The organism is Stenotrophomonas maltophilia (assembly GCF_002799245.1).
In the GTDB taxonomy this organism is placed as follows: domain Bacteria; phylum Pseudomonadota; class Gammaproteobacteria; order Xanthomonadales; family Xanthomonadaceae; genus Stenotrophomonas; species Stenotrophomonas maltophilia_S.
Window position 1 is genome coordinate 81,034 of record NZ_NEQV01000003.1, and the last position, 26,423, is coordinate 107,456.

19 protein-coding genes are annotated in these 26,423 nt (G+C 66.8%); 10 read left to right on the plus strand and 9 right to left on the minus strand.

The window, feature by feature from the left end; all coding sequences use genetic code 11:
- Positions 1–87: 87 nt before the first annotated feature.
- Together B9Y64_RS11330 and B9Y64_RS11335 are read right to left on the minus strand one after the other, a co-directional pair.
- The gene (locus B9Y64_RS11330; protein WP_238379885.1) at positions 88–1,860 is read right to left on the minus strand and encodes a chloride channel protein; all 1,773 of its coding nucleotides are present in this window, start codon (positions 1,858–1,860) and stop codon (positions 88–90) included.
- A gap of 62 nt (positions 1,861–1,922) precedes the next feature.
- A complete protein-coding gene (locus B9Y64_RS11335) occupies positions 1,923–4,004 on the minus strand; it encodes a TonB-dependent receptor family protein (protein ID WP_100440781.1) in 2,082 nt (693 codons plus the stop codon).
- A 131-nt stretch (positions 4,005–4,135) separates the two neighbouring features.
- Here B9Y64_RS11335 and B9Y64_RS11340 point away from each other — a divergent pair, with 131 nt between their 5' ends.
- A complete protein-coding gene (locus B9Y64_RS11340; RefSeq protein ID WP_100440782.1) occupies positions 4,136–5,062 on the plus strand; it encodes a M14 family metallopeptidase in 927 nt (308 codons plus the stop codon).
- An 87-nt stretch (positions 5,063–5,149) separates the two neighbouring features.
- On the opposite strand, the gene B9Y64_RS11345 is transcribed toward B9Y64_RS11340, so the two are convergent.
- Entirely contained in the window at positions 5,150–6,001 is an 852-nt protein-coding gene (locus B9Y64_RS11345) for a LysR family transcriptional regulator (protein ID WP_100440783.1), read from the minus strand.
- 160 nt (positions 6,002–6,161) lie between these two features.
- Between B9Y64_RS11345 and B9Y64_RS11350 the strand changes: the two genes are divergently transcribed.
- The gene (locus B9Y64_RS11350) at positions 6,162–6,515 is read left to right on the plus strand and encodes an SMR family transporter (RefSeq protein ID WP_019659945.1); all 354 of its coding nucleotides are present in this window, start codon (positions 6,162–6,164) and stop codon (positions 6,513–6,515) included.
- Positions 6,515–6,838, plus strand: coding sequence for a DMT family transporter (locus B9Y64_RS11355; protein WP_012480533.1), 324 nt, complete (start codon positions 6,515–6,517; stop codon positions 6,836–6,838). The genes B9Y64_RS11350 and B9Y64_RS11355 overlap by 1 nt, the downstream gene beginning before the upstream one ends.
- 181 nt (positions 6,839–7,019) lie before the next feature.
- Here B9Y64_RS11355 and B9Y64_RS11360 read toward each other — a convergent pair whose 3' ends face one another.
- The 3 genes from B9Y64_RS11360 to B9Y64_RS11370 all read right to left on the minus strand — a co-directional run bounded on the left by B9Y64_RS11360 (position 7,020) and on the right by B9Y64_RS11370 (position 11,496).
- Positions 7,020–9,968 carry a TonB-dependent receptor domain-containing protein gene (locus B9Y64_RS11360; protein WP_100440784.1) on the minus strand — a complete coding sequence of 983 codons (2,949 nt, stop codon included), beginning with the start codon at positions 9,966–9,968 and terminating at the stop codon, positions 7,020–7,022.
- Between the two features lie 68 nt (positions 9,969–10,036).
- Complete coding sequence (locus B9Y64_RS11365; RefSeq protein ID WP_100440785.1) at positions 10,037–10,981, minus strand: FecR family protein; 945 nt, start codon at positions 10,979–10,981, stop codon at positions 10,037–10,039.
- Positions 10,978–11,496, minus strand: coding sequence for a sigma-70 family RNA polymerase sigma factor (locus B9Y64_RS11370; protein ID WP_100440786.1), 519 nt, complete (start codon positions 11,494–11,496; stop codon positions 10,978–10,980). Before B9Y64_RS11370 ends, B9Y64_RS11365 begins: the two co-directional genes overlap by 4 nt.
- Positions 11,497–11,641: 145 nt before the next feature.
- Between B9Y64_RS11370 and B9Y64_RS11375 the strand changes: the two genes are divergently transcribed.
- Both B9Y64_RS11375 and betT read left to right on the plus strand, forming a co-directional pair.
- Positions 11,642–12,022, plus strand: coding sequence for a VOC family protein (locus tag B9Y64_RS11375; RefSeq protein WP_100440787.1), 381 nt, complete (start codon positions 11,642–11,644; stop codon positions 12,020–12,022).
- A gap of 246 nt (positions 12,023–12,268) precedes the next feature.
- Positions 12,269–14,248, plus strand: a complete 1,980-nt coding sequence (gene betT, locus B9Y64_RS11380) for a choline BCCT transporter BetT (protein ID WP_100440788.1) — start codon at positions 12,269–12,271, stop codon at positions 14,246–14,248.
- A gap of 191 nt (positions 14,249–14,439) precedes the next feature.
- Here the strand turns inward: betT and B9Y64_RS11385 are convergent, their stop codons facing one another.
- Together B9Y64_RS11385 and B9Y64_RS11390 are read right to left on the minus strand one after the other, a co-directional pair.
- Positions 14,440–17,067 carry a TonB-dependent receptor gene (locus B9Y64_RS11385; protein WP_100440789.1) on the minus strand — a complete coding sequence of 876 codons (2,628 nt, stop codon included), beginning with the start codon at positions 17,065–17,067 and terminating at the stop codon, positions 14,440–14,442.
- Positions 17,068–17,280: 213 nt separating this feature from the next.
- On the minus strand, positions 17,281–18,258 hold the full coding sequence (locus B9Y64_RS11390) for a zinc-binding dehydrogenase (RefSeq protein ID WP_100440790.1): 978 nt from the start codon (positions 18,256–18,258) through the stop codon (positions 17,281–17,283).
- A gap of 432 nt (positions 18,259–18,690) precedes the next feature.
- On the opposite strand from B9Y64_RS11390, the gene B9Y64_RS11395 reads away from it, so the two are divergent.
- The 4 genes from B9Y64_RS11395 (at position 18,691) to B9Y64_RS11410 (ending at position 23,012) form a co-directional block, all read left to right on the plus strand.
- A complete protein-coding gene (locus B9Y64_RS11395) occupies positions 18,691–21,069 on the plus strand; it encodes a ribonucleoside-diphosphate reductase subunit alpha (RefSeq protein WP_100440791.1) in 2,379 nt (792 codons plus the stop codon).
- A 111-nt stretch (positions 21,070–21,180) separates the two neighbouring features.
- The gene (locus B9Y64_RS11400; protein ID WP_100440792.1) at positions 21,181–22,221 is read left to right on the plus strand and encodes a ribonucleotide-diphosphate reductase subunit beta; all 1,041 of its coding nucleotides are present in this window, start codon (positions 21,181–21,183) and stop codon (positions 22,219–22,221) included.
- A 25-nt stretch (positions 22,222–22,246) separates the two neighbouring features.
- Positions 22,247–22,714: a flavodoxin gene (locus tag B9Y64_RS11405; RefSeq protein ID WP_100440953.1), complete on the plus strand. Its 468-nt coding sequence runs from the start codon at positions 22,247–22,249 to the stop codon at positions 22,712–22,714.
- On the plus strand, positions 22,686–23,012 hold the full coding sequence (locus B9Y64_RS11410) for a thioredoxin family protein (protein ID WP_100440793.1): 327 nt from the start codon (positions 22,686–22,688) through the stop codon (positions 23,010–23,012). Before B9Y64_RS11405 ends, B9Y64_RS11410 begins: the two co-directional genes overlap by 29 nt.
- Positions 23,013–24,190: 1,178 nt before the next feature.
- Here B9Y64_RS11410 and B9Y64_RS11415 read toward each other — a convergent pair.
- A complete protein-coding gene (locus B9Y64_RS11415; protein WP_100440794.1) occupies positions 24,191–25,522 on the minus strand; it encodes an Nramp family divalent metal transporter in 1,332 nt (443 codons plus the stop codon).
- Between the two features lie 117 nt (positions 25,523–25,639).
- On the opposite strand from B9Y64_RS11415, the gene mntR reads away from it, so the two are divergent.
- A complete protein-coding gene (mntR, locus tag B9Y64_RS11420) occupies positions 25,640–26,104 on the plus strand; it encodes a manganese-binding transcriptional regulator MntR (protein ID WP_019659934.1) in 465 nt (154 codons plus the stop codon).
- The last annotated feature ends 319 nt before the right edge of the window (positions 26,105–26,423 follow it).

Consider the following 26,423-nt stretch of genomic DNA (forward strand, 5'->3'; position numbering starts at 1 on the left):
GGTCAGGTGACAGTCGTTCCACGCCCTGCATGGAGATCCGGGGGTGCCGGAAACGACTTAATCCCCTCCGTCCCCTTTTTTGTGGGGTCAGTCGGTGTCGTCGACGCGCTCGCCCATCAGTTCGCGCTGGCGCTTGTCGAGTTCCTCGGCATAGCGCTTGCGTACGAAGGCTTCGGAGACCACGCCCAGCACCTGGCCGTCGGCGGCGACCACGGCCAGTTCATCGGCCTGGGTCTGGTCGAAGCGCTGCATCACGCTGACCACGTCCGAGGATGGGGACAGCGACACGTCACGGTTCTCGGCCAGCTCGCCGATCGCGGTCTCCGGCTTCACGCCGTCGCCGTAGACGCGCGGGATCTGCACGATGCCGGCGTAGTGGCCTTCGCCATCGATCAGCACCACCCGGCTGCCCGAGCCCAGCGGGAAACGCCGGCGGAATGCATCCGCGTCAAGGTCGGATGGGGCGGTGGCCACGCCCTTGCGCATCAGCCGGCCGGCGTTGAGGTTCTGCACCCAGCCCACATCGCGGGCGCTCTTGATGGTCTCGCCACGCAGGTGCATGCGCCAGGTCGAGAACGAGTAGCCGAACCACTGCCGTACCAGCGTGCTGGAAACCAGCACCGCGCTCATCACCACGCTGGTCAGCAGGAAGTCGTGGGTGCCCTCCAGTACCAGCATGGCCATGGTCATCGGTGCGCCGACCACGGCTGCGGCCAGCGCTGCCATGCCGGCCAGCGCAGCGGAGGTGGCGTCGATCACCGGTACGCCGGTGGCCTTCGCCAGCAGGCCGGCGAACAGCGCACCGACCAGGGTGCCCATGAACAGCGAGGCGAAGAACAGGCCGCCACGGAAGCCGAACCCCAGCGAGATGCCCGAGGCCAGGCACTTCAGGGTCAGCAGGCCGCCGATCCAGATCAGCGGCAGATGCGTGGTCAGGTCCAGGTGCAGCGCGCCATGGCCGGACGACAGCACCTGCGGGCTGGCCAGCGCCAGCGGAATCAGCAGCAGGCCGCCCACCACCGGCCGTCCCCACAGCGGCAACGGGCTGCGCTTGACCGTGCCCTCGATCGAGGCGATCAGCCGCATCACCGCGATGCCGACCATCGCACAGCAGCAGCCGAGCAGGCCGTAGATGGCGTAGTCGGCAGCACGCACATCGATGGTCGAAGCAGCAGGCAGCAGGTAGGCCTCGATGCCGGCCTGGTCGGCGACGAACGCGCCGGCCAGCGCGGCCACCGCCACCGGGGCCAGCGCGGCCGGGGTGTAGGCGCCAATGACGATCTCGAAGGCGTAGAACGCACCGGCCAACGGCGCACCAAAGGCGGCGGCAATGGCACCGGCGGCACCGGCGCCGACCAGGATGCGCACGTCGTTGCGGCGCAGGCGCATCACCCGGCCCAGCTGCGAACCGCTGCCGGCGCCCATCTGGGTATAGGACGCCTCCAGCCCGACCGAGGCACCGCAACCATTGGACAGCAGGGTCTGGGTCAGCACGATCAGGTTGTCGCGCATCGACATGCGGCCGCCGTGCAGGGCATTGGCTTCCACCGCATCGAGCAGGGGCCGCTTGAGCCGCGTCGCCGCCAGGCTGACCAGGCCGACCAGGAGGCCACCCAGCGGCAGCACCAGCAGCGCGGTCCAGGTCAGCGAGGGCAGGGAGCTCAGGCGCATGCCTTCGTCCAGCCCGTACAGTGCGCCCTGCAGCCAGCGCGCGATGCCGGACTGCAGCAGGGTCAGGTAGCCGGCGATCAGGCCGACCAGCAGCGCCAGTGCGATGAACCACAGGTCACTGCCGCGCAGCCGCAGGCGCAGGCCCTGGAAGGCCGAGTGCAGGCGCGATGGCGAAACAGGCTGTGACATGGTGGCGGCATGATACGCCGCCACCGTGATCGCCACCGTCACTGCATCGGGCGGTTACTGCTTCAGAAGCGGTAGCGGCCCTGCACGTAGAAGGTGCGCGGCGCGGCCACCATGCGGCCGGCGTTGCCATCGACGTTGCGCGTGTACCAGCGCTTGTCGGCCAGGTTGTTCACGCCCAGCGCGATCTCGCTGTCGCCCAGGCCCGGCACCTGCCAGGCCACCTGCGCGTTCCACAGGCGCACGCCCGGCACACGGCCCACGCGCGCATCGGCGGTTTCTTCCCAGGTGTTGGCGGCATCGGAGAACTGGCCGCTCTGGTGGGTGCTGGAGACATTCAAGGTCCAGCCGGCCAGGGTGTAGCGGGCGCCGACGCTGTCGGTGTCGCGCGAGTAGAACGGCACGTCCAGGCCATGGTTGTCGCCGGACTGCTGGATCGCCTTGGTCCAGGTGTAGTTGGCGTACAGCTCCAGCCCGGCCAGCGCACTGTCCTCGGCAAAGTGGTATTCCAGTGCGCTCTCCACGCCCTTGTGGTCGGTGGCGCCGATGTTCTGGAAGGTCGGCGGGGTGATCCCCGGCACCTGCAGGATCTGGTTGTCGAAGCGCATCTTGAACACCGTCACTTCCGCGCGCAGTGCGCCGTCCTGCCAACGCGCGCCCAGTTCGGTGGTCCTGGCGACTTCCGGATTGAGCGGGTTGCTGGCGGTCTGCGAATTGAGCTGGATGTTCTGCACCGGCCCGAACGAGGTGGTGTAGTTGCCGAACACGGTCAGCTGCGGGGTCAGCAGGTAGGCGATGTTGATCGAGGGCAGGGCCTTGTCGTTGCGGCTGCTGAAGGTCGCCGCGCCACCGGCCTGGCGGCGGTCCATGTCGATCCATTCCATGCGCACGCCCGGGGTGATCCGCCATTGGCCGATCGCGATGCGGTCGTCGATGTAGAACGCATGGGCATCGGTAGCGTTGTCGAAGCGGGTGGTGGCGCTGGCCACGCCGGTGCGGCGGGTGACGGTATAGCTGCGGTCGTTGCCGCGCTCGCGCAGGAAGCGGTAGCCGGCGGTGATGTCGTGCACGCTGCTGCCCCAGTGCAGGCGCTGGGTGTAGCGCGGCTCGATGCCGAGCACGCGGTAGTCGCGCGGCTGCACGGTCAGCTGGGTATTGGCGGCATTGATCAGCGAGCTGGCACGGTTGCTTTCGTTGTAATAGGCCAGCACCTCGAACTCGCTGTTGTCGGACAGCGTGTTGGTGTAGCCAAGGTCGATGCCGGTGCGGTGTCCCTTCCAGAAGTCGGTGGGGCGGGTGTTCTGGAACGGATCGGCGTCGTACTGGGCGCGGGTCAGGCCGCCGGGGGTCAACGAGCGCACATCGTAGTAGGACAGCTTGGCGCGCAGTTCCTGCTGCGCATCGATGGCGTAGGCGAACTTCAGCGCAAGGTCGTTGAAGCGGTCATCGCTGCCCTGCCGCCAGCCACGGCCGTCCTGGCCGGAGTACAGCAGGGCCGCGCCAAGGCCATTGTCGCCGGTGCCGCCGAGGAAGGCGTTGTACTGCGTGCTGTCACCGCCGCCGTGGTCGTAGGCGGTGTAGCGCACGCCGGCTTCGCCGTGCAGGCCGGCACCGGTGGGAATGGCGCGGGTGCTGAAGTTGATGATGCCGCCCACGTTCTGCGGACCGTAGCGCACTGCGCCGCCGCCCCGCACCACGTCGATCGATTCGATGTTGGACAGGCTGGTCGGCGCGAACGACAGCTGCGGCTGGCCATACGGCGCCACTGCCAGCGGCACGCCGTCCAGCAGGACGGTCGAGCGCGGCGAGTAGCGCCCGGTCAGGCCACGCACGCCGATGTTCAGCGAGACCGAGCTGCCCGCGGTGCCGGAGTTGTCGGTGACCTGGACGCCGGGGATGCGGCGCATCGCATCGCCGATGCTGGCCGCGCCGCTGGCCTCGATGCGCTGGCGGTCGACCACCGTGCGTGCGCCGGCAAAGTTCTTGACGCTGTCGTGCAGGCCTGTGCCCAGCCAGCTGCCGGAGACCTGGATGCTGTCCAGGGTGGTGGCACTGTCCTGGGCGAAGGCGTGGGTGGCCGGTAGCAGACACAGGGCGAGGGCGGCGGCCAGGGGCAGGCGGGCCGGTTGCAGGGCGTGGATGGGCATCGGGGCAGGCTGTGGAAGGTCGTAAATGAGAATTATTGCTGATTCCATTCGCCATTGGAATGCGTCTCCGGTTCATGCCGACGCCCCGGTGATAAAGTGGGAGACTGCTTCCTGATTCGCTGAGATCCGCCATGTCCCAAGCCGCCTTCTACCCTGTCGGAACCCCTGGCCAGCCGTGGGGAGCGGCGGAGAGGGAGCTGTGGCGTGGCCGTCAGCAGCGCCTGCGTCGCTACGACGAGGAGGTGCTGCCGCGCATCGAGTCGCTGGCCTCGCGCTTCGACAAGGTGGCCTATGGCCAGCTCGACTACGCCGGCGAGACCTATACCCTGTTTGCCCTGCGCAGCAGCGACTGGAACCCGGCATTGCCGGCCGCGCTGGTCACCGGTGGCGTGCACGGCTATGAGACCAGCGGCGTGATGGGCGCGCTGGAATTCCTCGAAAAGCACGCCGCCGACTATGCCGGCAAGGCCAACCTGCTGGTGGCGCCGTGCGTGAATCCGTGGGGCTTCGAGCGCATCAACCGCTGGAACTTCGATGCGATCGATCCGAACCGCAACTTCCGCGCCGATGGCCCGGCCCGCGAGTCGACCGCGTTGATCGAGCTGATCACACCGGTCAAGGGCCAGTTCGTGCTGCACATCGACCTGCACGAGACCACCGACAGTGACGAGAGCGAGTTCCGCCCGGCGCTGGCCGCGCGTGACGGCAAGCCGTTCGAGCCGGGCCTGATTCCGGATGGCTTCTACCTGGTGGACGACAGCGAGAACCCGCAGGCGGCGTTCCAGCAGGCGGTGATCGCGGAGGTGGAGAAGGTCACCCACATTGCCCCCGCCGACGACAAGGGCGAGATCATCGGTTCGCCGGTGGTCGCCCACGGCGTGATCGAATACCCGCTGGTGAAGCTGGGGCTGTGCGCAGGGATCACCGGCGCGAAGTACACCACCACCACCGAGGTCTACCCGGACAGCCCGCGCGCGACCCCGCAGCAGTGCAACGACGCGCAGGTGGCGGCGGTGTGCTCGGCACTGGATTACGCGCTGGCGCATCGCGTTCTGTAGAGCCGAGCCTGCGCTCGGCTTTGGGGGTTTGCCGTGATCTGTGCGAACGGCAGCCGAGCATGGGCTCGGCTCTACAGGAGGTACGGGTCAACCCAGGGCGTCGGCCCACCAGAGTGCGGCCGGTCCCGGCGGCGTGTCGCGACGCCACAGCAGGTCGCTGTGGATGCGTCGCGGCCAGCCGGGCAGCACCAGCTCCAGCAGCCGCCCACGGTCGTAGCGCTGAACCAGTGCGCGCGGCAGTTCGGCCCAGCCGATGCCGTCCTCGGCCATCTCCATCACCATCAGATAGTCGGTGGCGGTCCAGGCCAGGCCGGTAACCACGCGGGAGTGATCGACTTCCGCACTCAAGCGCACCTGCCGATGCCGTGCCAGCTGCGCGGCGGCACGACGGCCAGCGCTGGCCAGCGGGTGCCCGCGCGCCACGTACACCGACAGCTCGCTGTGGTGGGCCAGCGGCCGGGCTAGCAGTTCATCGGGATAGCGCTCCTGCCTGGGCAGCAGGCCCAGCGCGGCGCGACCGCTGCCGACCAGTTCCAGCACGTCCTCACCTTCGGCATCCAGCCATTCGAGTTCGATCTCCGGGAACGCCTCGGCAAAGCGCTGCAGGATCCGTTGCGCTGGATCCAACTGGTAGACATCGGAAAACACCACGGTCAGGCGTGGCTCTACCGGCGCCACCAGGCGCACGCTCAACTGCTGCAGGCGGGCATCGGCGGCGAGGATCTCCTGCGCGTGGCCCAGCACCTGGCGCCCGGCCTCGGTCAGCTGCGGGTAGCGCCCGCTGCGATCGAACAGGCTCACGCCCAGGTCGGCCTCCAGGTGGGCAATGGCAGTGCTGACCGTCGACTGCGTCTTGCGCAGGCGCCGCGCCGCCGCCGAGAACGAGCCCAGCGCGGCGGCTTCCACGAAGGCCTGCAGGGATTCAGGGGAGTAGGGCATTGATCCATCGCTCCTGTCGATGGAATCCATTTTGAATCGACCGTAAAAGGCGATGATACTGGCCGCCGTCGCCCCTGTCAGCGGGGCGGTCCGGATCATCCACGCATGGCGTGGATCTACTGATGGCGGGGCGCGGCCCCCGTCCTGCAAGGAGTTTCACATGTCCCGTACTGTTCCCGCCCGTGGCGCGCTGGTCGCCTGGGCCTGCCTGACCGTGGCGATCGTTGCCGAAGTGGTCGGCACCTCGTTCATGGCCCATGCCGCCCGCGACGGCGGCTGGACCGGCTACCTGATCATGGCCGGCGCGTTGGCCCTGTCCTATTACTTCCTGGCCCTGTCGGTGCGGCGCATCGCGGTCGGTGTCGCCTATGCGGTGTGGGAAGGCCTGGGCCTCACCCTGCTGACCGTGGTCGGCCTCACCGTGTTCGGCGAGAGCCTGTCGCTGCAGCAGCTGGCCGGCCTGGTGCTGGCGGTGGTCGGCATCGTCTGCGTCACCCTCGGGGAGGCGCACTGATGAACACCCTGGCACTGTTTTTCGTGATCTGTTCGGCACTGATCGACGTGGCCGCCAACATGATGGTCGCCAAGTCGGAGGGCTTCCGCCGCTGGCGCTGGGGCGTCGGCGCGATCGTCATGGTCTGGATCGCCTTCGCCCTGCTCGGCCAGGCCGTGCGCTACATGGACCTGGCCACCGCCTATGCAATGTGGGGTGCGATCGGCGTGATCGGCACCGCCACCTGCGGCCGCCTGTTGTTCGGCAATCGCCTGCGTCCGATCGGTTGGATAGGTATCGCGCTGGTCACTGTTGCGGTGCTGCTGCTGAGTACCGCGAAGTAACGCGTTGCTGGGCCAACCAAGGTTGGCACCTACCCATGCTGAATTGCTGGGCCAACCAAGGTTGGCACCTGCCCGTGCTGAATTGCTGGGCCAACCAGGGTTGGCACCTGGCAGAGCGTGAGCCGCCGCATGCAGACGCCCCGGGGATGATCTCCCCGGGGCGTTGTGGTTTCTGCAGGACTCAGAAGCGAGCGGTGAAGTTCAGCCGCGTGGTGCGGCCCGGGCCGGGCATCAGGCTCATCGCCAGCGTGTCCATGTAGTAGGTGTTGCGCAGATTGTTGACCACCAGTTCCACCTCGGCACGCGGGGTGAACTGCCAGCGCGCATAGAAGTCGTAGATCGCGGTGGGCAGGTAGATGTTCTGCAGGCCGGTCGATCCGGTGGTGTTCCAGGGCTTGTCCAGTTCATGGGTGGGGCCGCTGTTGTAGGTGCGGCGGATGCCGGTATCCAGTCGCTTGTCGAACAGGCGGAACCCCAGCGTGCTGTGGATCGAGTACTTCGGCGGGTTCTGCGCGTTGACGAACGAGGTGCCGAAGCCGCCGTCCACGCAGTCCGGCGTGGTGTCCAGCTTGCTCCACTTCGCATACGGGTCTTCGCGCAGGCGCTTGGCGGTGGCCGCGTCGCAGGTGCGTGCACGCTGGTAGTAGCTGGCCGACAGGTCCAGGTAGGCGATGCCGGCGTCATAGCCGGACTGCAGTTCATAGCCGGACACCGTGTAGTTGTCGACGTTGTCGACGTAGAAGGCCCAGTTGCTGGAATCGAAGCGGCGGGTGATCGCGTTGTCGATATCGTTCTTGAACCAGGCGACCTTGAACGCCAGGCGATCACCGTCGCGCCAAAGGTCCTGCTTGAGCAGGCTGAAGCCGATGTCCCAGGCGCGGTTCTTCTCCGGCTTCAGGTCGGCCACCGGCGCCGAGGTGCTGTTGCCCAGCGTTGATTCAAACAGGCTGGGCATCTTCCAGCCCTGCGCATACTTGATGTAGAAGAACGTGTCCGCGTCGAGGTTGAAACGGGCCTCGGCATACGGCGCGAAGCCATGACCCGAGCGCCGGATCGCCGGCTTGTAGCCCCAGGCGGTTGGAATCTGCTTGGTGTAGAAACCGTTGGCGCCACGCGGGTCGGGAATGAAGCCATCGAAGTCGTAGCTCTGCCCCAGCGTGCTGTCGCCATACGGCGTGGCGCGCAGCGAGTCATACGTGTAGTTGCCCTGCGCGTCCGGGTACCACTCCTTGTACCAGCCCGGCAGCAGCTGGCCGCCCTTGCTCAGGCGCGCGAAGGTGTAGCGCAGGTCGCGTGATTCGCTGACAAAGGCTACGCGGTTGCGGTCACGCGTGCGGTAGTCGATGAAGCGGCCGCCGGCGGTCAGTGACAGCCAGTCCGTCGGCTGCCATTGCAGCGATGCCACCACGCTGGCCTCGCGGCGCGTGCCCGAACGCAGGTAGCGGTTGTTGTTGTAGTCCACCGGCAGCACCGGCGAGTTCGGCGCGGTGTCTTCGTGCTGGAAGGCCGCGCCATAGCGCAGCGTCCAGTCGCCGAGGCCGGTGCTGAAGCGCGTGGTGTTGCTGCTGTCCACGCCCCAGCGCCGGGTCTTCACGTCCGACTGCAGGCCCGGCCCATAGGTCTCGCCCAGCGTGTCCGGCATCTGGTCGTTGGGCACGTCCTTGAACAGCGGCGTGTTGGCGATGTTGCTGTTGAACATGCGGCTGGTGGCCGTGGTGAACCACAGCGTGCTGCTCAGGTCCAGCCACGGGTGTGCCGCGGGCCGGTAGCGGTGGCGCAGCGAGGTGGCGTTGAGCCGCATTTTCCCGGGCTCGAACTGGAACATGGTGTTGGCCTTGTCCACGTAGGTCACCCATTCGTTGGACTCGCCCACACGGCGGATCGCCGACGGCATGATCTCGCCGAAGCTGGAATTGAAGTAGCGGTGGCTCAGCTCCAGGCGCTGGTCGGGGTTGGGGGTCCAGGTGAATTTCAGCAGCGCCGATTCGTTGTCGGTATGCGTGTTGAGCACCTCATCGCCGGGGTGGTACATGTCCGAGACGGCCTGGCTGGACATGCCGGTTCCGCCGCTGGACAGGTGCTGGTCGTCGTAGCGGTGCGCGTCCTTGCTGCCGGCGAAGTAGTTGCCCTGGCGCCGCCGCGCGTAGGCGGCCACCAGCTGCCAGTCTTCGCTGCGCTGGGCGAAGGCCACGCTGCCGTTCCAGTCGCGCGGGTCGCGCAGGCTGTTGCGGTTGTCGCTGCCGCGCGCGATCTGCTTGAAGGTACGGGTACGGTCGATGCTGTTGTCGGCCACGCCGCCGCGCACGCGCAGGCCCCAGCGCTGGCCGTCGTCGAGGATGTCATCGACGTTCAGCGTTTCCATGTAGACCACGCCGCCGATCGCGCTGGCCGCGTTGGCCGCCAGGCTCGGCCCCTTCTCGATGCTGACCGCGCTGATCAGGTCCGGGTCGAGATAGCTGCGCTGCTGCACGCCGGCATAGCCGCGGTACACGTCGATGGCCTGCTGGCCACCATCGATGATCACCGGCACCCGGTTCTGGCCCTGCAGGCCACGGATGTTGACGTCCAGCGCGCCGCCATTGCGCACATCGGCGGTATGCACGCCGACCGCGCCGGCCAGCACGTCGCCGATCGACTGGCCGCGGAAGCGTTCCAGCTGCTGGCGGTCCAGATGCACACGCGAGCCGCTGTCACGGTAGACCGCGTCGGCATCGGCCAGGCCCCAGGGTGATGCGCCTTCGCTGGCCTGGCCGGCCACGCGCAGGGTGCCGATCTGGCGTACGCCGGCGTCGGGAGACGGGGCGGCCTGCAGTACAACGCCACTGGCATCACGATGGACCGACAGGCCGGTTCCGGCCAGCAGCTGCGCCAGAGCGGCCTCGGCAGTGAGCGCGGCCTGCACGCCAGCGCTGCGCCGGCCATGGGTCAGGCGCGCGTCGACGGCGATCGACAGGCCGGACTGCTGACCGAATGCGGTCAAGGCCTGGTCGAGCGGACCGGCCGGGATCTGCCAGCGGACGGTAGCGGCTGCATCCTGTGCATGGGCGGCGGTCGGCAGCAGGTACGGGGTCGCCAGGGCCAGGTACAGCGCGATGGCCAGGGGACGTGGGGAGGGGCAGGGCAGTTTCATGGGGGCGGCAACATCCGCAATGGGTTCCCTTGTAGGGCCCGCCGAGCGCGCAAAAAGGGAACCGTGGATCAACGCGGACGCACGACGGTCCACCACGGCCAGCGCTGCTCGATGCGGATCGGCAGGGCGCGCGCCGGTAGTTCCAGGGCCTGCAGGCTGTCCAGGCGCGGCAGTACCGCGGTGACCTTCAGTGTGGCGAGTGCCGGATCACAGCCCAGATAGCCACGATGGTGGCGGGCCAGTTCGTCGATCACCCGGTTCAACGGCGTGTCCTGCACCTGCAGGCGTCCGTCCTGCCAGTCGCCGCGCAGCGGATCCGCATCGAGCGTTGACAGCCCGCCCATCGGGCCGATCCGCACCGCGCCTCCCGCAGCCACATCGTGTGCTGCGCCGAACTGCGGCAGGCAGTGCACCGCGCCTTCGAACACGTCCAATCGGCTGCCCTGTGCCTCACGCCCGACCGCAAAGCGGGTGCCGATCGGCTGCAGGCGCGCACCAGGCACATGCACGGTCAGCGGCAGCCCAGCGAATGCAGGATGGTGGCCGGTCTGCAGCAGCAGTTCACCGCGCAGCAGGTGCAGGGCGCGGCGACCGTTGCCGATGGCGATGGTGACGTCGCTGTCGGCGTTGAGCCAGAGTCCGCTGCCATCGGCCAGGGTCCAGTGACCGGTGTGCCCGGCAGCCGTGCGTTGTGCCTGCAGGCCGCGTTGTTCCCGCAGCCCGTGCAGGCCGAGCAGGGAGACCGCGCCGATGCCGAGCGCGCCGCCGAGACTGCGAAGCGCGCGGCGGCGGCGGCGGCCGGCGGCATCGAGCGCGGTGGCCGCCGCCGGTGCCGACAGGGGAGCGAATGATTGCCAGACCGACTCGACCCGGCGCCATGCATCGGCATGCCCGGCATCGGCCTGCAGCCAGGCGTGCCAGCGCTGCTGGTCGCCGTCAGTCCAGCCCTGCTGGCGCAACGCGAACCACTCGGCAGCCTGCTCCAATGCCGGTGAAACCAGCACTGCACTCATGCCGCAGCATCCCCGGACAGGCGCAGGCAATGCAGCATGGCCTGCGCCATGTACTTCTTGACCATCCGTTCGGACACGCCCAGCTGCCGGCCGATCTCCGCATAGCCCAGTCCGGACAGCCGCGCCAGCAGGAAGGCGCGCCGTGGCCGCTCGGCCAGGCCGGACAGCATGTCGGCGATGGCGTGCAGCAGCTGCAGCGCCTGCGTGCGCTCCTCCGCCGAGGGGTGCACCGGCTCCGGTTGCGCGGCCAGCGCAGCCAGATAGGCGCGCTCCAGATCCGCGCGCTGCCAGTGGTTGACCAGCAGGGCATGCGCGATGGTGCTCAGATAGGCCCGTGGCAGGCGCAGCTCGGATGGATCGACGCGGCGGCTGAGCAGGCGCAGGAAGGTGTCCTGGGTCAGGTCGGCGGCGCAGTCGGCGTTGTGCGTACGTCGGCGCAGCCAGCCGAGCAGCCAGCCATGGTGTTCGCGGTAGAACCCCGCCAGCGCAGTGCTGGAGGCGGCGGGCACGGCCATCGGCATCGGTCATTAATGAGAATGATTCCCATTATAGTGCGATCGGGCAGCGTGCGACAAACCCCGGGCGGGTAGCAGCGGGTGAGGGGATTTGCGATGCCCGGCGCGCTCGCCGACACTGCGGTTTTCCACAAGGAGTGCCCGCATGTTCAGCCACATCACCGTTGGAACGAACGACATGGTCGTCGCGCATCGCTTCTACGATGCCCTGTTCACCGCGCTGGGCGCACGTCCGGGTGTGTTCGATGACAAGGGCCGGCTGGTGTACTTCAAGGATGGCCGCATGTTCATCGTCACCGCACCGATCGACGGCCAGCCCGCATGCCACGCCAACGGCGGCACGATTGGTTTCACCCTCGACAGCGCCGAAGCGGTGCGCGGCTGGCAGGATGCCGGCGTGGCCCATGGCGGCACTGCCATCGAGGATCCGGCGGGCATCCGCAGCATGGCGGGGCGCCAGCTGTTCCTGGCCTACCTGCGCGATCCCGATGGCAACAAGCTGTGTGCGGTGCATGTGATGTCGTGAGGCCAGGCGGCATCCGCGGCAGAGCCGGGCCCACGCTCGGCGGCTTCGCGTGCCAGCGGGGATGCGCCGAATGGGATGAGCCGAGCATGGGCTCGGCTCTACAGAAGGGGGATGTTTGGCGCGCGCGTGATAACACGGAATGGTGGCTCAGGGCTGTGGCCACAGGCCGCGACTTCATGCTCTGTCCACTGCGGTTCAGCCAGAATCGGTCGGCTAACCCTTTGATCTACCGGAGAACGCCGCCCCATGGAAGCACTGGAGCCGCAACAATCCCCGGTGCGCACCCTTCGGCCTGTGTTCGCCTTCGCGGCGATCGTTGTCGTGGCGTTCGCGCTGTTCGTCAGTCTGTTCCCGCTCGGTGCGGGCCGCCTGCTGGTCAAGGCACAGGACTGGGCCGCGCTCAATGTCGGCTGGTACTACCTGCTGGCGATGACCCTGTACCTGGTGTTCGTGGTCGGTGTGGCACTGTCCAAGTACGGTGGCATCAAGCTCGGTGCCGACCATGACGAGCCGGAGTTCAGCTACCTCTCCTGGGCCGGCATGCTGTTCGCCGCCGGCATCAGCATCACCCTGTTCTTCTTCTGCGTTTCCGAACCGCTGACCCACTACCTGCAGCCGCCGCAGGGCGACCCTGCTGCGGGCGAGGCTGGCGCGCGGCAGGCCATGCAGCTGCTGTTCCTGCACTGGGGCCTGCATGGCTGGGGTGTGTTCGCACTGGCGGCGATGGCGATGGCCTACTTCGCCTATCGCCACAACCTCCCACTGGCCCTGCGCTCGGCGCTGTATCCGCTGATCGGCAAGCGCATCAACGGTCCGATCGGCTACACCGTGGATGCGCTGGGCATCGTTGCCACCGTGTTCGGCATCGGTGCCGACATGGGTTTCGGCGTGCTGCACCTCAATGCGGGCCTGACACACCTGTTCAACATCCCGCACTCGAACCTGGTGCAGATCATCCTGGTGGTCAGCATGATGGGCGCGGCGGTGGCCGTGGCTGTCTCCGGGGTGGAGAAGGGCGTGCGCTGGATGGCCAACATCAACATGCTGCTGGCGATCGCGCTGGTGCTGTTCATGCTGTGCGCCGGCCCCACCCAGTACCTGCTCAGCACGTTGATGCAGAACCTGGGCGACTACCTGGGCAGCGTGGTCGGCAAGAGTTTCGATGTGTACGCCTATGGCGGCCGACCGGAATGGCTGGGGGGCTGGACGGTGTTCTACTGGGCCTGGTGGATCGGCTGGGCGCCGTTCGTCGGCCTGTTCATCGCGCGCATCTCGCGTGGCCGCACCATCCGAGAATTCGTGTTCGGGGTGCTGCTGATCCCGCTGGGCTTCACCCTGGCGTGGCTGTCGATCTTCGGCAACAGTGCGCTGGACCAGGTGCTGCACCACGGCCAGCAGCAGCTGGCACAGCTGGCGGTGGATGACCCACCGACGGTGCTGTATGCACTGCTGGATGGCTACCCGTGGAGCCGCGCGGTGATCACGGTGACGGTGCTGGTGAGCTTCATCTTCTTCGTGACCTCGGCCGACTCGGGGGCGGTGGTGTTGTCCACGTTGTCCTCGCACGGCGGTGCGCCGGAGGATGACGGTCCGCGCTGGCTGCGCGTGTTCTGGGGCACGGTGATCGCGGTGCTGACCGCGGGGCTGCTGCTGGCCGGCAGCATCGACGCGCTGAAGTCAGCGGTGGTACTGGCCTCGCTGCCGTTCTCGGCGATCCTGCTGTTGATGATGTGGGGGCTGACCCGTGCCTTCAGTGACGAGTCGCATCGCAAGCGCGCGCAGCAGTACCGGCCATCGCCACTGATCGGCGATGACCGCCATCACCAGGGCTGGCGCCAGCGCCTGAGCCAGGCCATGCACTTCCCGGTGCGCGACCAGGTCTACCGCTTCATGGACGATACGGTGAAGCCGGCGATGGAGGCGGTCGCCGAGCAGCTGCGCGGTCAGGGCTGGGACGTGGCCACGCGTTTCGAGGCCGGTGACATGGAACTGACCGTCAACCACGGCGAGCAGCAGGACTTCCTGTACCGGGTGATCCTCAGCGGCTACCTGACCCCGTCGTTCGCCGCACAGCAGCTGCGCAACCAGCGCTACTACCGCGCCGAAGTGCATCTGTACGAAGGCAGCCAGGATTACGACCTGGTGGGCTACAGCCGCAAGCAGATCATCAACGACATCATCAGCCAGTACGAACGGCACCTGCAGTTCCTGCACCTGAGCCGTTGATTCACGACGGCTCCGGTGGGTGGGTGTCTTCGGTGGGTGCGGACCATCGGTCTCGGTGGGTGCAGACCGTTGATCTCGGTGGGTGCGGACCGTTGATCTCGGTGGGTGCAGACCGTTGGTCTCGGTGGGTGCGGACCGTTGGTCCGCACACTCCTGTAAAGCCGAGCATTGGCTCGGCTCCACCGCGGCGGTCAGAACCGGTAGCGCGCACCCAGCGAGACGAACTGCCCGCGCAGGTTGTACTGGCTGATGTCGAATCCATTGGAGCCACCGGCCGGGTCGAACGGCGGGTCCTTGTCGGTCAGGTTCAGCACCGACAGCGACAGCGTGGTGTTCGCGATGCCTTCGTACGCGACGTACAGGTCCAGCTGGTGATACGGCTTGATGCGGTCGCGCAGGCCCGGGTTGCTGGTCGCCGTGGCCACGCGCTGGTCGTAGCCGCTCACGTACTGCAGGCTCAGCGTGCTGCTCCAGTCGCCCACCGCCCAGTTCAACGAGGTGGTGCCGCGGGTGCGCGGCAGCGCCCCATGGCGGTTGTTGCCGGCGCCTTCGTACGGTGCCTGGCCGGCCACCAGCGGCTGCTTGAAGCTGAGCAGGTGCGTCCAGCTGCCGGCCACGGTGAAGTTGCCCCAGCCGTCGGTGCGGAAGGTGCGGTTGGCCTCCAGGTCCAGCCCCGAGGTGGTCAGTTCGCCCTGGTTGGCGTACTGGTTGGTGATGAACTGGATGCGCCCCTGTGCATCGCGCTGCACGCGGCCGGGGAACAGCGTCGGGTTGTCGACGATGAACTGCGCGCTGTCCGGCTTGACCAGGTTGTCCTGCTCGATGCGGTACCAGTCCAGGCCGATGCTGGTATCGCCATCCGGCGACCACACCGCGCCCACGTTGAAGTTGCGCGAGCGTTCGGCCTTCAGGTCGGGGTTGCCGGTGCGGATGTTGGTGACGCCACGGCTGCCACCGGGTTGCAGCGGATCCAGCGGATCGATCACCGAGCCGTAGCTGACGGTCTGGCCCGGCGCGATCTCCGGCAGCGAGGGTGCACGGAAACCGCGCGAGAATGTGCCGCGCAGCAGCAGGCTGTCCAACGGCTGCCAGCGCAGCGCCACCTTCGGCGAGAACGCCTTGCCGAAATCATCGTAGTGGTCGCCGCGACCGGCCAGCTGCAGCTCCAGCGTGTGATGCAGCGGTACGCTCAGTTCGGCGTAGGCGGCACTGACCTGCCGCTCGCCGTTGACCACGTTGATGGCCGGGCGCAGTTCGGTGCCCGACAGCACCTGTGCGCTGGTGCGCGCATCCAGCGATTCCTTGCGGAATTCCGCGCCCCAGGCGAATCCGACCGCACCGGCCGGCAGCTCCCACAGCGAGGTCGATGCCTTCACGTTCAACGAGTGCAGCTTGTACCAGCCCGGGCGCTTGGTCTGCAGGCGCAGTGCATCCAGCGCCCCCGGCGTGCTGGACGGATTGAGGAAGTTGTAGCTGCCGTCGCGCAGGATCTGCTCGAACGCGTAGCGGTTGACGAAGTTGTCGACGTACTCGCGCTGCGCACTCTGCGAGGTCAGCGCCGCCACTTCCCAATCCCAGCGCTCGCCGCTGCCGCGCACACCGGCCAGCGCACGGTAGAACACCTGGGTGTTGTCCTTCAGGCGCGGGCCGAGATCGAAGAAGGTGTACTCGAACGGCAGCGGCGTGCTGCCCGGGTTGTCCGGATGGCCGACCGGCAGCACCGCCGGCACGTCGATCAGGGTGCCGGTGGCCGGGTTGTAGGCACGCAGGCCCGGTCCGACGGTCAGCGGTGCGCTGAAGATCTGGTCGGCCTTGTTGTGGCTGTACAGCACGTCGGCGAATGCCTCGACGCTGTCATTGAAGCGGTAGGTCGCACTCAACGAGGCCTGCAGGCGCTCGGCGCCGGGCTGCAGGGTCTTGAACGGTTGCGCGTTGAAGGCGCAGGCCTGGCCGGGCAGGGTGCTGCCAAAATCGCTGTAGGGGCGCAGCTGGCTGCCCTCGGGGCAGGTGGCGAACGGCTGCGGTGCACGTGGGTTGGACAGCCAGTTGCCACCGGCGGTGGACCAGCCGGCCAGGCGGCCACCAGGCTTGTCGCGGAAGTCGCCGCTGCGGATATAGGCGCGGTCATCGCCATCCAGGCGGTCGCGCTTGAGCAGGTCCAGCCCGAACAGCACGTTCCAGCCCTGCTGTTCGAGGTCGCCGAAGCCGGCCAGCAGGTTGGCCTTGCGCTCATCGAGGCCACCCTGGGTGGCGGTACCGAAGCCGCCGCCCACTTCCACGCCCTGGAAGTTCCTGCGCAGGATGATGTTGATGACGCCGGCGATGGCATCGGAGCCGTACACCGCCGAGGCACCGTCCTTCAGTACTTCGATGCGTTCGACCGCGCTGATCGGCAGCGCGTTGAGGTCGACGAAGGTGTCCTGCGTGTTGAGCGCGAAGCCGAAGTTGGAGACGCGGTAGCCGTTGACCAGCACCAGGGTGTTCTTCGGCGACAGGCCGCGCAGGCCGATCGAGGCCGAGCCGGCGGCGAAGCTGCCGGTGTACTGCTCGTCGAAGCTGTTGCCGGCATTGGCCGACAGGTTGCGCAGCACATCGGTAAGGGTGGAGCGGCCGGTCTGCTCGATCTGTTCGCGGGTGACGATCTGCACCGGGTTCGGCCCGGCGGTGTCGCTGCGCTTGATGTTGGAACCGGTCACCAGCACGGCGCCGAGGGTGGTGCTGTCCTTGCCGGCATCGGCGGTTTCAGCGGCGCCGGCAGCGCCGGCGGTGAGGCCCAGCGCGATGGCGCCGGCAAGCAGGTTCAGGGTGGTGCGGTACATGGAAGCGACAACGCCGAACGGGGGAGGAGCCGTCAGTACCGCATGCAGGCAGGTGCGCCTTCCAATGACGAAAGCGCATTCAGTTATACATCACAGGTTCTTAACGAAATGACGGACCCTGTTATCGACCGGTGTGGTGGGTGCGGACCGTTGGTCCGCACACTCCGGCAGGGTCAGATCCCTTTCCAACGGAAAGGGATCTGACCCGGGTTGTCACGGCCGCAGCAACACCTTGCCGTTGCGGCCCGAACCGGCACCGGCCTGCACCGCCTGGGCGATATCGTCCAGTGCGAAGATCCGCTCCACCGGCAGGGTCAGCTCGCCGCCAGCGGCACGCTGCAGCAGCTCACCGACCAGCCTCCGCTTGTCCTCCACCGCCATCGCCTGGCTGACCTTGCTGCCCCAGAAGCCCTTCACCGTGGCCTCCTTGTAGATCAGGCCGCCAGCGGGGATGCGCATCGGTTCGCCGCTCATCACGCCGAACGACACCAGCGTGCCGTGATGGCCGAGCAGGTCGACGAGATCGCCACTGGCGTCACCGCCGATGGAATCCACTGCGGCCGCTGCCTGTGCTTCGCCGGTGGCTGCGCGCACGCGGTCCTTCCAGCCGTCCACCGAGGTATCGAACACATGATCGATGCCCAGCGCCTTCAGCTGCGCGACCGCATCGGCATTGCGGACCAGGCTGGCCACATGCACGCCACGCGCCCTCGCCAGCATTGCCAACGATTTGCCCACCGCACCGTTGGCGGTGTTCTGCACGATCCATTGGCCCGCCTCGACGTGCAGGAATTCCAGCAGCATCAGCGCGCTCAGCGGCATCGCGATCAACTGTGCCGCCATTTCGTCAGGGATGGCCTCCGGCATCGGAATCACCATGCGTGCCGGCGCGATGAACGCTTCGGCCCAGGTGCCGTGCACCGAGGCCGCCGCCACGCGCTGGCCGAGCTGGAGGCCGTCGACGCCGTCGCCGAGTGCATCGATGACGCCGAGTGCTTCACTGCCACCGATTGCCGGCAGGGCCGGCTTGTAGCCGTACAGGCCACGCACGGTCAGCAGGTCGTGGTTGTGGATCGAGGCCAGCACGGTGCGGATGCGCACCTCGCCGGGGCCGGGCTCGGGCAGGGTGGCGTCGGCAATGGCGAGGACGTCGGCGGGGTTGCCGAAGGAGGAGTACTGGGCAGCGCGCATGGGCGGTGTTCCGGTGAAAGTTGATGTTGTACCGAACTGGGGACGCAGGGGGTGTCGACAAGGCGTCGCCGTTGCAACACGGCATCCTGCGACTGATCGTCGCGGCATGTCGTGATTCCCGCATCTTGTGTTGACGGTTCGGAATATCCCCACTATGTTGTGGCCGTCACTCCCGGTCAGCCGCCGCCGCCGGACATGCAGCAAACGTCCCGCGGCCCGCCCCTGAAGGCTTGCCGTGTCGACGCGGCCGCCATCGCGCGGACACAGGTCGCCCCCACGGCCCGGATACCGGCCGCAGGCGCAGGCTATCGCCGACGACCTGGTGTTCCCGCGCGCTGGCATACCACCCCGATCGCCCCGTGCGCCGGTATCGCGTGCGGAGCTGCCACGGCATCGACGCCGCTGTGCGTGCGAGCCTGGAGACGCAGGACCATGACCGACAACACCTACCGCGCGGCCGATCTGGCCGGCGCCGGCGACGCTTTGCGCGCTGGTGGCGAGCGCGTGCCGACCTGGATCACCAAGGAGGCCGGCAATCGCCGCCTGCCGTTCGATGCCGGGCGCCTGCAGCGCAGCATCGACGCGGTGCAAGCCGAGTTCCCGCAGCTGGATGTGAGCGACTACCGCCGCGTGGTGCAGGCGATGGTGGAGCGCAAGCCCAGCATCAGCGCCGATGACCTGGTCGATCTACTGATCCGTGAGGCCGAATCGCGCGTGGATCTGGTCGCGCCGGAGTGGGAGCAGTTCGCCGCGCGTATCTACCTGCGCCGCCTGTACAAGCGTGCCAGCCGCAACCGTTTCTATGACGTCAGCCTGAAGTACGGCTCCTACGTGGGCCTGCAGGAAAGCCTGGCTGACCGCGGCATCTACAGCAACGACATCCTGCGCTGCTACTCGAAGGAAGAGTTGCAGCAGGCCGGCGAGATGATCGATCCGGAGCGCGACCGCCTGTTCGCCTACAACGGCCTGTATCTGCTGGCCACGCGCTACCTGGCCAGCGACCGCAGCCGCGAGGTCTATGAACTGCCGCAGGAGCGCTGGCTGACCATCGCGCTGTACCTGATGCAGGAAGAGGGCGGGCCTGGCGAGAGCGGCCGCGTGCGGCGCATGCAGCTGGTCGGCGAGGCCTACTGGGCACTGTCCAACCTGTACATGACGGTGGCCACACCGACGTTGGCCAATGCCGGCAAGGTCGGTGGCCAATTGTCCAGCTGCTTCATCGACACGGTGGACGACAGCCTGCAGGGCATCTATGACTCCAATACCGATATCGCGCGCGTGTCCAAGCACGGCGGCGGCGTCGGTGCCTACCTGGGCTATGTGCGCAGCAGCGGCGCGCCGATCCGTGGCGTGGCCAATTCCTCTGGTGGCGTGGTGCCGTGGATCAAGCAGCTCAACAACACCGCGGTGTCGGTTGATCAGCTTGGCCAGCGCAAGGGCGCGGTGGCGGTGTACCTGGACATCTGGCACCGCGACATCGAAGCCTTCATGGACCTGCGCCTCAACAACGGCGACCAGCGCCTGCGCGCGCACGATGTGTTCACCTCGGTGTGCGTGCCCGACCTGTTCATGGAAGCGGTCGAACGCCGTGCCGACTGGTACCTGTTCGACCCGCACGAGGTGAAGCAGGCCAAGGGCTGGTACCTGCAGGACTTCTATGACGAAACGCGCGGCGCGGGCAGCTTCCGCGACCGCTACGCCGAACTCGTGGCCGATGAGCGCATCAGCCGCCGCACGGTGAAGGCCATCGATCTGTTCAAGCGGATCATGCTCAGCCAGCTGGAAACCGGCAACCCGTTCCTGTTCTACCGCGACGAGGTCAATCGCAGGAACCCGAACAAGCACGCGGGCATGATCTATTCCAGCAATCTGTGCACCGAGATCCTGCAGAACATGAGCCCGACGCGGATGATCCAGGAGATCGTCAGCGGCGACCAGATCGTCACCACCCGCCGTGCCGGCGACTTCGTGGTCTGCAACCTGTCCTCGATCAACCTCGGCCGCGCGATCAGTGCGCCGGATGACCTGCTCGCCACCGACGTGCTGGAGCGCCTGATCCCGATCCAGGTGCGCATGCTCGACAACGTGATCGACCTCAACGCGCTGCCCGTGCCGCAGGCCACGATCACCAACCGCAAGTACCGCGCCATCGGCCTGGGCACGTTCGGTTGGCACCACCTGCTGGCCCAGCAGGCGATCCAGTGGGAATCGCCGGACGCCGAACAGCTGGCCGACCGGTTATATGAGCGCATCAACTTCCTGACCATCCAGGCCAGTGCGCAACTGGCGAAGGAGAAGGGCAGCTACCCGATGTTCGCTGGCAGCGACTGGCACAACGGGCGCTACTTCCATGACCGCGACTACAGTGGCGCCGCATGGGACAACCTGGCCCGCGAGGTTGCCACGCACGGCCTGCGCAACGGCTGGTTGCTGGCCGTCGCGCCGAACATGAGCACCGCGCAGATTGCCGGCTCCACCGCCTCGATCGATCCGATCTACAGCGCGTTCTACTACGAGGAAAAGAAGGACTTCCGGCGGCCGGTGGCGGCGCCGGGCCTGTCGCTGGAAACCTGGCCGTACTACGAGAAGGGGGCCTACAAGGTCGACCAGTTCGCCAGCGTGCGCCAGAACGCGCGCCGCCAGCGCCATGTCGACCAGTCGATCAGCTTCAACCTGTACGTGCCCAGCACGATCCGCGCCAGCACGTTGCTGGAACTGCACCTGAGCGCCTGGCGCGAAGGCCTGAAGACCACCTACTACGTGCGCTCCAACGACATCGACATCAGCGAATGCGAGTGGTGCTCCAGCTGATCACCGGCGACCCCTGTAGAGCCGAGCCCACGCTCGGCTCGGGCGCGAAGAGCAGCCGAGCATGGGCTCGGCTCCACATCCGCAACGCATGCAATACGAAGGTAGACGACCATGGCAACCCCGCTCGACCGCATCAAGATCCTTGAGCCGCGGCATCCCAATCGCAGCACCGGCATCATCAATGGCCGCACCAGCGGCATCCTCAACTGGAACGACATTCCGTACCCGTCGTTCTATCGGGCCTACAAGGAGCTGTCGACCAACTTCTGGATTCCCGACGAGGTCGACATGAAGCTGGACGCCCGCCAGTACGGCGAGCTCAACGCACGCGAAAAGAATGCCTACGACTCGATCATCGGCCTGCTGGCCACGCTCGATTCACCGCAGACCCGTTTCATCTACAACGTGGCCGAGTACATCACCGACCCGGCCGCGCATGCCAACGCGGCGATCATCGGCCAGCAGGAGGTGATCCACAACGAGAGTTACAGCTACGTGCTGGCCTCGATCACCGACCTGCCGAACCAGAACCGCATCTTCGAAATCGCCCGCACCCACCCGACCATCATCAAGCGCAATGCGCCGATCATGGGTGCATACGATGACTTCATGCGCGAGAAGACCGCCGAGACCCTGCTGAAGTCGCTGATCCAGTCCTCGATCCTGGAAGGCATCAACTTCTATTCCGGGTTCGCCTACTTCTACAACATGGTGCGGCAGAACCGCATGAACGGCACCGGCAAGATCATCAGCTTCATCAACCGCGACGAGCTGGCCCACACCAAGTTCATCAGCGAGCTGATCCGCGCCATCATCGGCGAGAACCCGGAACTGCAGACCAACGAGCTGACCGCATACGTGCACCAGTCATTCGAGCATGCCATCGAGCTGGAGACGCAATGGTCCTCGGAGGTGCTGGACGGCATCGATGGCATCGACGTGGACGAGATGGTGCGCTACGTGAAGTACCGCGCCAACAAGATGGCCGGCATGCTGGGTATCGAGCGCCTGTACAGCGATACCACCGACAACGTGATGCCGTGGATCAGGGCCTACGCCGACAACTTCACTGAAACCAAGACCGACTTCTTCGAGATGCGCAATGCAAGTTACAAGAAGACCAACGTCGACAACGGCTTCGACGACCTCTGAGCCCAGCGCGGCGCTGAGCATCCTGCTGGTGGTCGCCTCCCTGAGTGGCAACACCCGCGAGCTCGGCCGGCAGATTGCCGAGCGCTGCCGTGCCGCGGGTCATGCCGTGCACTGGCACGAGGCCGACGACCTGCGGCAGGCGCCGCCGCTGGCCGCCGGCGAGGCCGATCTGGTCCTGCTGGGCTGCTGGACCGACAACGCCGGCCGCACGCCGGCGGAGATGAAGGCGTGGGTGGCCGGCATTGCCGAGCGCGGCGAGCGGCCACGGCAGCTGGCGGTGTTCGGTACCGGCGAAACGCAGTGGGGGCAGGAGTACTACTGTGGCGCCGTGCACCGGCTGATCCGCTATTTCCGCAGTGACTACCCGCCGCTGGAGATCGAACAGATGCCGCATGGCGAGCGTCATGCCGAAGCCATCGATGCCTGGACCGATGCGGTCCTGGCCCATTACTGGAGCAACAGCGATGCAGATCATCGACGCCACCACGCCTGAACAGTTCCAGCGGTTGCTGGCCGAGCACCCGCGGGTGCTGGTGGATTTCCACAAGGACCAGTGCCCAGGGTGCCGGATGCTTGAGATGTCGTTGCACCGGGTAGCCAACAGCGTGGCGGGGCAGGGCACCACCTTGCTGCGCGTGCAGCTGGAGGTGCTGGGTGAGGCGTTCTTCAGGGAGCTGGGGCTGCGGCAGACGCCGACGCTGTCCCTGTTCCGTGACGGTGACGAACGCACGCGCCTGGCCGGGTTCCAGTCGCCGCAGCAGATCGAGGCCGCGATCGCGCTGCATCTGTAGCGCGGGGCCATGGGCGGCGGCATTTCGCGTGAACCCGCTTTCTGTAGAGCCGAGCCATGCTCGGCTGCTGTTCGCGCAATGCGCGATGAATCGAGCATGGCTTGACTCTACAAGTGCATCCACGCATGGCGTGGATCTACTGGCGTTCGCGTGAACCCGCTTCCGGTAGAGCCGAGCCATGCTCGGCTGCTGTTCGCGCGATGCGCGATGAGTCGAGCATGGCTCGACTCTACAAGTGGATCCACGCATGGCGTGGATCCACTGGCGGCCATCAGCGGTAGCGCCGGTCCATGCCCGGCGACCGTTCGCGTGAACCCGCTTCCGGTAGAGCCGAGCCATGCTCGGCTGCTGTTCGCGCGATGCGCGATGAGTCGAGCATGGCTCGACTCTACAAGTGGATCCACGCATGGCGTGGATCTGCTGGCGGCGATCATCGGTAGCGCCGGTCCGTGCCCGGCGACCGTTCGCGTGAACCCGCTTCCGGTAGAGCCGAGCCATGCTCGGCTGCTGTTCGCGCGATGCGCGATGAGTCGAGCATGGCTTGACTCTACAAGTGCATCCACGCATGGCGTGGATCTACTGGCGGCGATCATCGGTAGCGCCGGTCCATGCCCGGCGACCGTTCGCGTGAACCCGCTTCCGGTAGAGCCGAGCCATGCTCGGCTGCTGTTCGCGCGATGCGCGATGAGTCGAGCATGGCTCGACTCTACAAGTGGATCCACGCATGGCGTGGATCCACTGGCGGCCATCAGCGGTAGCGCAGGTCCGTGCCCGGCGACCGTTCGCGCGAACCCGCTTCCGGTAGAGCCGAGCCATGCTCGGCTGCTGTTCGCGCGATGCGCGATGAGTGCATCCACGCATGGCGTGGATCTACTGGAGGCCATCAGCGGTAGCGCCGGTCCATGCCCGGCGACCGTTCGCGCGAACCCGATTCCTGTAGAGCCGAGCCATGCTCGGCTGCTGTTCGCGCAATGCGCGATGAGTCGAGCATGGCTCGACTCTACAAGGCATCCACGCATGGCGTGGATCTACCGGCGGCGATCATCGGTAGCGCCGGTCCATGCCCGGCGACCGTTCGCGTGAACCCGCTTCCGGTAGAGCCGAGCCATGCTCGGCTGCTGTTCGCGCGATGCGCGATGAGTCGAGCATGGCTCGACTCTACAAGTGCATCCACGCAATCATGCGCCGCTGAAGGTATCCACCAGTAGTTTCACGTTCAATACCACGATCACCAGCGCGATCACCCAGGCGATCGCGCCCAGCCAGCGCGGTGCGACCAGCGCCCCCATCGACACCTTGTCGGTCACGATCCGCACCAGTGGGATGATCGCGAACGGCAGCTGCATCGACAGCACCACCTGGCTCAGCACCAGCAGCTTCACCGCGCCCTGGTCGCCGAACAGCATGATCACCACCACCACCGGAATGATCGCCAGTGCGCGGGTGATCAGCCGGCGCAGCCACGGCGGCAGGCGCAGCCGCAGGAACCCTTCCATCACGATCTGGCCGGCCAGCGTCGCGGTCACCGTCGAATTCAGGCCGGAGGCCAGCAGGGCTACGGCAAACAGGGTTGCCGCCGCACCCACGCCCAGCATCGGCGCCAGCAGCTGGTGCGCCTGCTCGATGTCTTCCACGTCGAAGCGGCCATTGGCATGGAACACCGCCGCCGCCAGGATCAGGATGCTGGCGTTGATGAACAAGGCGAGGGTCAACGCAATGGTGCTGTCGGTGACCGCCCAGCGCAGGGCGCTGCGGCGGCCCTCGTCGGTGCGCGGATAGGCGCGGGTCTGCACGATGGACGAATGCAGGTAGAGATTGTGCGGCATCACCGTGGCACCAATGATGCCGATCGCGATGTATAGCGCGTGCGGATCGGTGACCACCTGGGTGCGTGGAATGAAGCCGCCCAGCACCGCCATCAGCGGCGGCGCAGCCATCGCGATCTGCACCACGAAGCAGGCGAAGATCACCATCAGCAGCGCGATCACGAAGGCCTCCAGTGCACGGAAGCCGCGGTTCATCAGCAGCAGCACCAGCAGCGTATCCAGTGCGGTGATCACCGCGCCCCACAGCAACGGCAGATCGAACAGCAGTTTCAGCGCGATTGCGGTGCCGATCACCTCGGCGAGGTCGCAGGCGATGATCGCCGCCTCGCACAGTGCCCACAGCGCCAGGTTCACCGGCTTCGGGTAGCGCGCGCGGCAGGCCTGCGCCAGGTCCATGCCGGTGGCGATGCCGAGCCGTGCGGACAGCGCCTGCAGGATCACGGCCATCAGGTTGGAGATGAGGATGACCGACAGCAGCAGGTAGCCGAAGCGCGAACCGCCGGCGAGGTCGGTGGCCCAGTTGCCCGGGTCCATGTAACCGACCGAGATCATGTAGCCCGGGCCGAGGAAGGCCAGCAGGCGGAACCACCAATGACCCTTGTCGGGCACCGCGACCGAGGCGTTGAGCGCACCCAGGCTGGCCGGAGTGGAGGCCGAAGGGTCGCGGGGCGCCAGGGTGTTCATGGCTCCGAATATAGCTCCTGCTATAGTCATTAGCAATGTGAAACAATCGTCTTTATCGCGTTACTGGTCCAGAATTCAGGTTCAACACCGGATCACACCGGAAGGACAGGCGCAGGCGTGGGCAAGACCGACGATTCGACATCGCTGAAAAGCACCCCCTTGATCGAGGCCGAGCGCCAGGTCGAGAGCTTCCGGCAAGTGCGCGAGGCACACCGGATGGAGCTGGTGGAGGACTATGTCGAGCTGATTTCGGACCTGCTGGCCGACGGTGGCGAGGCCCGCCAGGTCGACATCGCCACCCGCCTGGGCGTGGCCCAACCCACCGTGGCGAAGATGCTGCGGCGCCTGGCCCGCGATGGCTGGGTGGTGCAGCGGCCGTACCGCGGCGTGTTCCTGACCCCGGAAGGCGAGGCGCTGGCCCATGCCAGCCGCCAGCGCCATCAGACCGTGGAGCGTTTCCTGCTGGCGCTGGGCGTTGACCCCGATACCGCACGGCGCGATGCCGAGGGCATCGAGCACCACGTGAGCGAGCAGACGCTGGCCTTGTTCGAGGCGTTCGTGCGCAAGGCCGAGGGCGGCTGAGCCACGGTTCCTGTAGAGACGAGCCATGCTCGGCTGCTGTTCGCGGGATGCGTGCTGAGTCGAGCATGGCTCGACGCTACAAGAGCATCCACGCATGGCGTGGATCCACTGGCGGCCATCAGCGGTAGCGCCGGTCCATGCCCGGCGACCGTTCGCGCGAACCCGATTTCTGTAGAGCCGAGCCATGCTCGGCTGCTGTTCGCGCGATGCGCGATGAGTCGAGCATGGCTCGACTCTACAAGTGCATCCACGCATGGCGTGGATCTACTGGAGGCCATCATCGGTAGCGCCGGTCCATGCCCGGCGGCATTTCGCGCGA